We start from the raw sequence: 10452 nt of genomic DNA, 5'->3' as shown, positions 1-10452 counted from the left end.
GTTGTGGTGAGGAATTCGCTATCGGCCCTGAAAGGCCTCGGTGTGGTTGACCCCCTGTCCAGCGAAGCTGGGGGCGGCGGAGGCTGCGACGAGACCGACGGTTGCTGCTGTGGCCCAGAAGAGGCGCTTGATGGTTTTCATGACGGTTCCCTTTTCATTGTCATTCGCGGGGTTGGTGCGCGGGTTGTGGTGAGGAATTCGCTATCGGCCCTGAAAGGCCTCGGTGTGGTTGACCCCCTGTCCAGCGAAGCTGGGGGCGGCGGAGGCTGCGACGAGACCGACGGTTGCTGCTGTTGCCCAGAAGAGGCGCTTGATGGTTTTCATGATGGGCTCCTTGGTGTGGTGGTTGTTTTGTTGAATCTAGGATCGCGCCGTGCGCTTAACCAGTCCTTAATTGGGCGACGCAGGCTCCAGGCAGGGGCTGGACCGGATAGCCCCCAGTGGTGGGCGTTTGTGCGTGGCGAGGGAGCATGATTTTGCTGCGCGGGACAGGCTACGGGCAGGAGCTAGTGGCGGCCCCCTGTGTTGCGCGGACTGGGACCGGGCCGGACGTCTACTCAAGCCTGCAGCGCATCCTGCTCGAAGGTTTGGCCTCACGGGCGAACGGTGTGGTGTCCGACGATTGGAACTGCCCCTGGTGCGTTGATACACGCCTGAAAAGATTGTGGTGCGGGGATTCTTTCCGCCGTGTCCGCCAGCACCGAACGCAAGCCGCTATCCGAGGTTCCAACCAGATCCCTGTGGGCCGCAGCGAGGCCCTCGCTTGCCCGGACCGCCCGCTTGACGCCTCGCTCCTTCCCTGCACGGGGCAGCAGCTGCTCTGTGAACTGCGGCTGCACTTAGGCGGGGGACTGGACCCTTTTGTCCCGCAGGGGCATGATCGGGCTGAAAAGGTCGGACCATGCAATCCCAATCGAGTGTGAAGGCAAACGCTCGGGCGGGGGTGTCGCGTCGCTGAGCTTCACGGGACCGGGCAAGCCGGGGTCTGGTGAGCCGTCGATCCGCTGAGGGTGCTGTGCCTTGGGTGCACTTTGGATACGAGCCTTGGGCCCGTTAGAGGTCGTCGTCGGCGGTGCGCCGGTCACAGTGCGTGCTTCTCAGCAGCGAATCGTGTTGGAATGTCTGGCCCTACGAGCGAACTCGGTCGTGACATCTGATTTCCTGGTCGAGGCGGTCTGGGCCGACCACCCACCCGCGAAGCCGGGCCCACAGTTGCAGGTGTATGTCGCGAATCTACGACGCATGTTGGATCCTGGTCGGTCAAAGGGTCTTGCCTCCCAGCGGCTGGCCAGCCGGTCAGGCGGCTAGGTTCTGACGGTTGCGGAGGACGAGCTTGATCTCCTGCAGTTTCGTGAGCAGGTGGCGGCGGGCGAGCTGGCGGTGCAGGCCGGGGATGTGGTGGAAGGTGCGGAAGATCTCCGCCCAGCCGTGGAGCTATTTAGGGAAAGCATTTCCCGATCTGGCCGACATCGAATTGTTCCGGCCTGAGCTGGACGACCTGGAGGAGTCCTGGCTGAACGTCTACCAGAACCTGATCGAGGTTGAGCTCGCGCTGGGCCGGCACGGCACGCTGGTGGGCGATGTGCAGTCGATGGTGGCCCAGCACAGGTATGAGGAGCAGCTGTGGGCATCACTCGTTCTTGCCTTGTGCCGCTGTGATCGTCAGGCGGATGCTCTGGCGGCCTGCCGCCAGGCGCGCCAGGTCTTCATCGAGGACCTTGGCATCGACCCCGATCCACGCCTGCAAACAGCTGGAACGGGCGGTCTTACGGCAGGACGCATCGCTCGCGGTTCCCGCCGCTGAGGGGCATCGCCCAATCAGGCAACGGCTGGATAACCTTCCGGCAGAACTCGCGCCACTCGTGGGGCGCGATGCCGAGTTGGGTGGGCTGTGCTCCATGTATGTCGCCGACGGCTGCAGGTTGGTTACCGTGACGGGTCCAGGGGGGACAGGGAAGACCCGTCTGGCATTGGCGGCGGCCGCACAGCTCGGCGCGGAAACGCCCGATGGTGTGTGCTGGGTCAATCTCGCCCCACTCACTCAGATGCAGCAAGTGCCCACCGCAATAACTGCGGAGATTGGCTTAGAAGGCTGGGAATGCAGCGACCCGCTGAAGATCGTAAACCGCTTCCTGCGCTCCCGTCGGCTGTTGTTGGTCTTGGATAACTTCGAACAGCTGGAGGAAGCGTGGCCGGTTGTGCTGGACATGCTCACCGCCGCGCCTGGACTGCGGATCCTGACCACCAGCCGACGGCCCCTGGGACTGCGTGCCGAGTACGAGTACGAGCTCGCGCCGTTGGCTCTCCATCCACTCGATCCGTCGCTGCCCCGGCGCTTGCTGCAGGAGGTGCCCGCCGTGAACTCTTCCTGACCCGCGGCCGGGCCGTCCGCCCCCACTTCATCCTCAACGACTCTAACGCTGCGGTCGTGACCCGGCTGTGTCACCGCTTGGACGGCCTTCCACGTGCAATCGAACTAGCCGCAGCCCAATTACGGCATCGCACCGAGCTAGAACTTCTCAACGATCTGGAGGTCAGTCTTGCCGCCATGCCGGCAGCCCTCCGCGATCTTCCAGAGCGCCAGCGAACTCTCACGGCAACAATCGCGTGGAGCCATCAACTGCTCGGCGATGCTGAACGGCAACTCTTTGATCAGCTCGGCGTCTTCGCTGCTGATCCAACCACCGCGGCGGTCAGCTGGATCCGCGGATCAGCGTCCGGGGCAGAGGCGGGCCGAGGACCTGCTGACCGCTCTCGCACACCACAATTTGCTGCGTCGCTACACAGACCCGGCGGGAGTGACCAGGGTGTCGATGCTGCAATTGATCCGGGAGTTTGCGCGCGACCACCTCAGCGCGCTGGGCTTTCACCTGCCGCTCCCGGTTTTTCATGACCTCTTTGCGGAAGGGCTCTCCCGCCGCCCAGTGGTTTTCCTCCTTGGCGTACTTCGGCGCCTCCGAGATCAGGATGCTCGCCCAAGTCATCGCCTGCAGGCGCTGCGAAGTCAACTTCGCCTTCACGATCGAAGCCCAGATCGGCCGTGGGTGACCGCACGCGCTCCATGACCTCCTAGGCGGGCGCGTGAACGGAACCCTGCAACTCAGTAAGGTCGTCCGCGCTGGTTTTCCCGTGCCTGACCAGGACTGCGGCCGCCTTCATGGCGTCGAGGGACAGGGCCTGCCGGACCGCCGCACGCCATGGGAGCAGCTTGACCGGCTCGATGAGGCGCTTGGCCGCGACGGCGTCCTTCATAGGAAGCAGACCCATCGCGGTGCGGAGGGGGTCACCAATATCTGCACAGTATGGGCAGCGCGTCTCAAGTGTCGGGAGGGCACCTGGCCGATTCGGCGGACCGAGAGAATCTGTCATGCAGTTGTCGGCTGCTCGGACCATGAATGGTTTGAGGGGAGGCGACGTCGTGATGGAGACTTTGGAGACCGTGCATGTCGTGGGGCGTGCCCGGGACTCGGTAACGAGCGCGGGCACCACCCGGTCACGGCCGCGGTTGAATCTCTCCGGCAGGATCGGATCATTCACGGCACAGAAGCGCCGCACCCTGTCAGTGCGGGGTGCGGCAGTGTCTGGGAAGGCCTCTGGTAGGCAGAAGTGGGGGTGTGGACAGTGTCCACACCTGGGGCCTCGGATCGGGTCGTACATCGGTCGGACTGGGTCGGATTGCGCATGTTTCCTCAGGAGCCCAGTATTCACAAGGGCCGGAGTCCGGTTCGAGTCCCACTTCGGGCACATGTTTCCCCTAGTCAGAGGCCCTTTTGCTCTCTGACTGTGGACAGCCGGCCCGATTCTGCGGTCCGGGTGCCGGTTCTGGTGGCTGTTTTGGAGTTTTCCTGGGCGCTGGGTGCCGCCTTTCTGTCGCGAAGCCCGGGTTGGGCGTTCTTACTACTTCATGGAGGAGCGGCGGGGTAGCTGCATGACTTTGGTGAGGGTTTTTTGGCCTGGTTATTCTCCTCGAGCAGCTCGGGCGAGGCAGCCACCGTAGGTTGGCGATTGATGAGCTCCATCGCTACGGGCAGACCCAGGTTGGGGTGACCGCCCGTTTGCTCGCTGGCGGCTACAAACACACAGGACGCGGCGACGCGGAATGCGGGGGCGGCCCTCAGACCCTGTCATGTGGGGATAAGCCCATGCCTTCTCCGTCTGGCCAGAAGACAAGGAAGCTCGGGGCGGTCTCCCCTGTCGGTATCGCTAAAGTAGGTGCAGCAATGGAGTGGTCAGTAGTGCAACGATGGGGGGCAAGATGGTGGCAACAGCCGAGGGTAGTCTGAACCCGGTGATTCCGAATGCGTGGGAACTCACCATGCAGGGAGCCGGTGCGCTGGCGGTAGCCATTGTCGTGGTGGCCCTCATCAGCATTGCGCGGTCCCGCCACCTAACCAGCACGGCGCAGGCCGTATGGGTTCTGATTGTGCTCGCTTTCCCCATCCTCGGCCCGGCTTCCTGGTTCGTCGTTCGCCCGCGCAGCGCCGCACCCACCCCGAGCCGTCTGCAAAGCATCGCGCCAGCGACCGGGAACCACGACGGCCGATGGGCGCACTGCGGGATCCCTCAGCGGGCGGTTCTCCGGGCGGGCCGGACACGACCAGGGCAGTGCGGCTTCCGCCCCGGGCGGCAAGCCCGCTCATGGGCGGGCGTTGAGGTTGTAGATTTCGTTCTTTTCGGCGGCCGTGAGGTCGGAGCCTGCTAGGGTGTCCTGCAGCACCGCGGATTTTCCCGCTTTGCACCGACTGATGGTGGCGGGCTCGCCGGCGACCTAGAGCATGAAGCCCGTTGTTGGACCTCGGCGGCTTATGGCCGACCCTGCACGATGTACGGGCTATTAGATTCACGAGTTGGCTTGTGCGAAGGGGTCGGTTCTGCAGCGGCGTGAGCGTACTCTTTGGCCGTACAGTTCAGCGGCTAATCCTCTCGCTCTTGGGACGACCGATGTGGCCTTGGGGTTTCTAGGCTGCGGTATGGGCTGAGCATCGGTCAGACGGCGGCGTGCATCGCACAACGGCGGTGGGTACTCGTTTCTGCGGCCACAGCCACTGGACTTCCGCCGGTGCCGGCTCTTTCCGGAGGGCACCGCCGGAAAATGGGAGTATGCACGACCACCAGCAAGGCGCCCTCGGCCACGATAGTGGGTCTTCGCCCAGCCTCGTCGGCCCCAGCGGTATCAAACCTTGCAACGTCGGTATGGCAGGGTTTCACGACGCTCCTCATACAAGCGTTTCGGCCTTTCCTTCGACCCTGTCGCACGCGCCACCCGAAGGTTCAATAGTGGAGTCTGGCTGAAACCATTGGACCTACTTTGCGTAATGCGGGTATGTCAGGCGTCGTCGGAGAAGTTGTCCTTCACCATCCGACGAGCGCTTATTCACCTCTTCGACCAAGATCAGCAGCGGAAATTCGATTCCAACTTGGCCTCTAGTCCTATTCAGGCTTTCGTTATGCGTCCAATTACACAAATACCGCCCTGCAAACCTTATCAACCGCCTCGGCGTATGCCACTAATGATTTTGGGTAACTCGTCGCAGAATGTGCTGAAGCAGGGCGTCAAACCCGCTGGAAGCCGTCAGGCATAGTCGGAGAAGGAGCGCCTCGTGAATAACGGAAAAAGAATCGCCTTATGGGTATCAGCCGTGGTTGTAGCCCTACTTCTTTTGGCCGGTGCTTTCCTGCTTGGGCAGAGTCGTTCAGGTGACAATCCCGATGCTGGGAGTACTGACGCCAGCCCCAGGCCAACCGTGACCACCGCCTCGAACTCGCCCAGTCCCGAACAAGCGGGCGGCGGAACAGGGGGTGCCGCTCGGGGTGACTCGGGCGGCGACGGGGGCGCGGGCGGGGGCGGGGGTGCGGCCGCTGGCGGGGGTGCGGGTGCGGGCGGCGACGGGGGTGCGGGTGTGGGCGGCGACGGGGGTGCCGGCGCGGGCGCAGGCGGGGGTGCCGGCGGCGACGACACGCCGCCTCCAGCCCTGGTCCCCCCAGGTCTCATCGGAAGCGTCTTAGTGGACGCACAAAATGCGCTGGCCGCTGAAGGGATCACAAGCGCCGTTGCCGAGGAAGTCGCCTCTGCGGACCAAATCGGCCTAGTTGTAGCGGTCACGCCCAATGAGGGGGAACCCCTCCCCGAGGATCGGAATGTCACCCTGACGGTAGGGGCTCCGGCCCAAGTCACTGGCGACATTACCTTTGGAATTGACGACTTGAGGTGCCACTACGGCGGAGGCGGGGCAGAAATTGCGCATGTGCTTGTCACAACGCGCTTATTAGACCCGCAACCACCAGATTTGTTGGGTCAGGTGACCATTACCGCCACTGGAGACAACGGCTCAACTTTCCAGAGCATGGCTCCAGTGGGTACAGGGATAGGGGTTCAGATTGCAATGCGTGGAGGAGTACTGCCTAACGATAGATTTATCGACATCACGCTCATACCTGATGAGGGACTTCCAAACTCGAATGAGGCAAATGATCGAATTCGGGTAAGCTTTACGCTGCACCCACAATCCTTCGGCATGATGCCCTGTTCAGCCGTTCCCCTTTAACGGTTATGCTGGGTGAGGACCAATGCTTCTGTGTGCGGCTGACGTCGGCCATCTACACCGGCATGGTCGGTCGGGTCGGCGGGTAGAGGACCTCTTTGCGGCTGCCGTGCCCCACGACGTCGAATATCCGATTGGCTGTCAGGTGTGGTTCAGGGCGACGTCTGCGACAACGATCCCTGGTCATGAAGAGGAGCGGCAATCGCACAGCCATGAAGGGGATTGAGGATCGCCCCGCCAGCCCGTTCGAACTCCTAATCGTCTTCGGGCAACCGGACCGGGAGGTTATCGGGAACGCAGAACGACGGGTCCGGCGGCAACGGTCGGTTGGCTTCGTGGTGGAAGAGGTGCTCACCGATATCTGCACAGTATGGGCAGCGCGTCCTAAGCGGCGGAATGGCACCTGGCCGATTCGGCGGGCCGGGAGAATCTGTCATGCAGTTGTCGGCCGCTCGGATTATGAATGGGTGGAGGGGAGGTGACGTCGTGATGGAGAGTTTGGAGACCGTGTATGTCGTGCGGCGTACTCGGGATTCGGTAACGAGCGCGGGCACCGCCCAGTCACGGCCGCGGGTGAATCTCTCCGCAGGATCGGATCGTTTACGGCAAAGAAGCGCCGCACCCTGTCAGTGCGGGGTGCGGCAGTCTTGGGGAAGGCCTTTGGCGGGGAAGAGGTGGGGTGTGGACAGTGTCCACACTTTCGGTCTCGGACTGGGCCGTATCGGTGCCGGACTGGGGCGGATCGCGGATGTTTTTGCGGGAGTGGTGGATTTCCGGGGGCTGGAGTCCGGTTCGAGTCCAACTTCGGGCACAAGTTTTCCCAAGTCAGAGCCCCTTTGCTCTCTGACTGTGGACAGCCGGCCCAATTCTGCGGTCCGGGTGCCGGTTCTGGTGGCTGGGTTGGGGTTTCTGGGGGCGGGGTGGCTCCTTTCTTTCGTGAAGCCCGGTTTGGGCTTTCTTACTCGTTCATGGGGGAGTGGCGGGTGAGCTGCATGACTTCAGTGAGGGTTCTTCTGACCTCGTCACCCTCCGTCATAAGTCAGCTAGCCCGAGCTAGCTCCGTTTGGTTAGGAGTCACGCAAATTCGGGGCAGTCCCAACCTCGCCGACACTCGCATGCAGGGATCCTCCGGTTGCTATCCTCTTGATCGCTTCTCGGTTGTTCGCACTGGTGCCGCCGGCGACTATCGGTCCAGACCCGTCCTCTTTCAGGCGTCAGGCGAGAGGTCCTTGTGTGAAGGAGAGTGTTCGTATCCCTACCCACCTCAAACGGACTCCGGCCTGAGGTTGCTGACCTGGTGATCGATGAAGCTTAGAAGTGCGCGCAGGTCATTTTTGCCCTGTCCGAAATCCACTAGCGTCGTTTCCACCTGCGGCTCGGACAAGGCATCGATGATGGTGCCACCCGAGGCGTCCGAGGTGAATGTGCGCTTTCTGATAGGTGGTCATCGCATAGTCGAATACGAGGAACGAAATCTCGGCGGTGACGGTAACCGTCACAAATACCCCAATGATGAGTAGCCACAACTTTTCAGGCTCTGGATCTTTCCGCTCGGGTTTATCCGACCGGGGTGATTCTGTCGTGGTCGGAAGCGTCGTCCGCCCTCTCACGTACAAGATTCATGGCCACCCAGGGTGGCGGTCGTCGTATCAGCTGGTCAATCCTCTCACCTAGAATCAGCCTCGAAAGGCACGGCGGTCCTTCTCCTCGTCAATCTGGCGGTCAACCTCTAAGTCAACCTGGGTCGCAAGCTCGTAGACCTTCTTTTCGAAAGGCTCAAACTCTGACTCGAACTCCGCAAGAGATTGAAGGGCCTCCAATGGGTCTGGTATTTGACGTGTTTCGCCCGCCCACTCGTTCCAATGCTTGCGCATCGCCCGGGTAGGAGTCTTATGGGTAGGGGTAAACCCGGGAGGGGTCCAGTAGGCCCAGCGGACTGTGTCCATCTCGGAGACCTCAGTGCCCCGCATCGAGGCAGTAAATTCCCGAGCATATTCAAGCAGCTCATGCGTGCGCTCGACCCTGCTATGTATGTAATCTCCGATCAGTGTTGGAGCATCGTCTAATACGAGGTCTCGCCGCAGCGTCTTCGCCATCAGTGCTTGCAGCTCGCGGCCGGAGCCGTAGTGACCCTCCTGCAAGGCAGGCGGTTCTACGTTCATACGCTCGTATAGGCGTCGTCTTGTTTCCGCGGAACCAGGGCCCCAGCTATAACTTCGCGGCCAAAGTAAGTCTAGGAACGTCGCCGTTATTGATGCGTAGAGGTAAGCGACTATTCGTAACCCTTCGGGGCGGCTCTCTTCGCGGTGATACATCTCATTGCGGTACTCGTGGAGTCGTGAGATGACTCCTACATATTGCAAGGGAATGTCGCCGTGCCAAGCAAGGAAGCGAAGCTTCTCGGTGAAGTCTTTCTCAATTTTCCCAATTTGGCTCTTGGAAAAGGACCAGTGTATGTGTTCTCCTTCAGCACGACTTGTCGTCTCCGACTGTCTCTGCAGCGGATCTGAAAGGTCAGGCTTGACGTGTCTATCCTGTGGGATCCATGCAGGTCTCTCGGAGGTGAGCAGATAGTAGGACATCTCGTTGATTCTCCGAACCATCAGAGTCTCGATCGCACTGTCCAATAGAAGGAATCCAACGCGAAGATCCTCCAGAGTGCCTCGAAGAAGCTGAGCGGCAAAAGAAGTACCTCGCTGGCCGATAGGGCCGCATATGTACGGTGGGAAGTATAGCCACCGGCATTAGGGGGTCACTATGGCGCGACCGCGCAAGCGCAACTAGATTGATGGCGACATCGCCTTGGCACGCCATCGGCAGGTTGGGCGTTCGCATCGTCCACTGCCAGAGCGGTGAAGCGGGGTGTCGCGCCTCAGCCTGTGCTGCGTGAGTCCGGTGGGCGCGCCGGCTGAATATTCCAGCGATATTGGTTCGCGGAGCCGACCCTCGAGGAACTTCCGCAGCTCGCCCACTCCACCGTCTACCGCATAGTTCGTGCCGAAAGGACCACGTCATGACCGGGGCAATGCCGGATAAGTCAGCAGGGCCAGTGTGGCCGGTGCGATGACCTGTCGACACTATCGAGCAGCATATTCGCATCGAGACTCCATGGCGGCGGTAGGTTGCGAGCGTAGCTCGACCATCAGCAGCTAGCCACCCGCAACCTTGTGTCCTGTGCCCCACCCTGTCATGGACCTTCGTCTATCCGGAAAGGCCTCTGGTCGGGAGAAGCGGCGTGTGGACAGTGTCCACACTTTGGGGCTCGGACTGGGCCGTACCGGTGCCGGACTGAGCCGGATTGCGGATATTTTCGGGGGAGTGGCGGATTTCAGGGGGCTGGAGTCCGGTTCGAGTCCCACTTCGGGCACATGTTTCCCCTAGTCAGAGGCCTTTTTGGTCTCTGACTGTGGACAGCCGGCCCAATTCTGCGGTCCGGATGCGGGTTCTGATGACTTTTTTGGGTTTCCTGGGGGCGGGGTGCCGCCTTTCTATCGCGAAGCCCGGTTTGGGCGTTCTTACTACTTCATGGGGGAGTGGAGGGGTAGGTACATGACTTCGGTGAAGGTTTTTGAACTGGGTCATCCTCCTCGCCGAGCAGCCCAGGCGAAGCAGCCAGCTAGAATTAACGACCCATGAGCACCATCAGAACGAGGAGGCCTAGGCTGCGGGGACATCCGGGCTGTCCGCTGGCGGCTACAGGGACACAGAAGGCGGCCAAGTGGGCTCCGGGGTCGATCCTCAGACCCCGTCAAATGACAATCAGGTCCAGCGGGTTCCGGCTGGTCAGGAGTCAAGCGGACGGGGGTCAGTCCCAAACAGGAGGAGAGCAGTTGTGAAAGCACACTGAATTGAGCAGTGGTGACCGGACGTTCATACCGGAGTGAAGCAGTGGCTGCGAGAACACCAAGGG

10 protein-coding genes are annotated in these 10452 nt (G+C 61.6%); 5 read left to right on the top strand and 5 right to left on the bottom strand.

Features of this window, described 5'->3' with window-relative positions; genetic code table 11:
- Positions 1-18: 18 nt before the first annotated feature.
- Positions 19-141 (bottom strand): hypothetical protein, encoded by a 123-nt coding sequence (locus ACX80W_RS11465; RefSeq protein WP_459283337.1) that lies wholly within the window; start codon positions 139-141, stop codon positions 19-21.
- A 60-nt stretch (positions 142-201) separates the two neighbouring features.
- Entirely contained in the window at positions 202-324 is a 123-nt protein-coding gene (locus tag ACX80W_RS11460; RefSeq protein ID WP_459283337.1) for a hypothetical protein, read from the bottom strand.
- Between the two features lie 762 nt (positions 325-1086).
- Between ACX80W_RS11460 and ACX80W_RS11455 the strand changes: the two genes are divergently transcribed.
- The 3 genes from ACX80W_RS11455 to ACX80W_RS11445 all read left to right on the top strand — a co-directional run bounded on the left by ACX80W_RS11455 (position 1087) and on the right by ACX80W_RS11445 (position 2372).
- Positions 1087-1308: an AfsR/SARP family transcriptional regulator gene (locus ACX80W_RS11455; protein ID WP_459283351.1), complete on the top strand. Its 222-nt coding sequence runs from the start codon at positions 1087-1089 to the stop codon at positions 1306-1308.
- An 85-nt stretch (positions 1309-1393) separates the two neighbouring features.
- Positions 1394-1804 (top strand): AfsR/SARP family transcriptional regulator, encoded by a 411-nt coding sequence (locus tag ACX80W_RS11450; RefSeq protein WP_459283335.1) that lies wholly within the window; start codon positions 1394-1396, stop codon positions 1802-1804.
- A 58-nt stretch (positions 1805-1862) separates the two neighbouring features.
- Positions 1863-2372 (top strand): AAA family ATPase, encoded by a 510-nt coding sequence (locus ACX80W_RS11445; protein ID WP_459283334.1) that lies wholly within the window; start codon positions 1863-1865, stop codon positions 2370-2372.
- Positions 2373-2693: 321 nt separating this feature from the next.
- Here the strand turns inward: ACX80W_RS11445 and ACX80W_RS11440 are convergent, their stop codons facing one another.
- A complete protein-coding gene (locus ACX80W_RS11440) occupies positions 2694-3020 on the bottom strand; it encodes a hypothetical protein (protein WP_459283332.1) in 327 nt (108 codons plus the stop codon).
- A 49-nt stretch (positions 3021-3069) separates the two neighbouring features.
- Entirely contained in the window at positions 3070-3267 is a 198-nt protein-coding gene (locus ACX80W_RS11435) for a hypothetical protein (RefSeq protein WP_459283330.1), read from the bottom strand.
- 976 nt (positions 3268-4243) lie between these two features.
- Here ACX80W_RS11435 and ACX80W_RS11430 point away from each other — a divergent pair.
- Positions 4244-4702 carry a PLDc N-terminal domain-containing protein gene (locus tag ACX80W_RS11430; protein WP_459283328.1) on the top strand — a complete coding sequence of 153 codons (459 nt, stop codon included), beginning with the start codon at positions 4244-4246 and terminating at the stop codon, positions 4700-4702.
- A gap of 898 nt (positions 4703-5600) precedes the next feature.
- Positions 5601-6545, top strand: coding sequence for a PASTA domain-containing protein (locus ACX80W_RS11425; RefSeq protein WP_459283326.1), 945 nt, complete (start codon positions 5601-5603; stop codon positions 6543-6545).
- Positions 6546-8218: 1673 nt separating this feature from the next.
- On the opposite strand, the gene ACX80W_RS11420 is transcribed toward ACX80W_RS11425, so the two are convergent.
- Positions 8219-9124: a hypothetical protein gene (locus tag ACX80W_RS11420; RefSeq protein ID WP_459283325.1), complete on the bottom strand. Its 906-nt coding sequence runs from the start codon at positions 9122-9124 to the stop codon at positions 8219-8221.
- Positions 9125-10452: the final 1328 nt, after the last annotated feature.

Source organism: Arthrobacter melezitosi, assembly GCF_054511055.1.
Note: the sequence above shows the minus strand (reverse complement) of the source record. Positions and strands in the feature narration are given on the sequence as shown.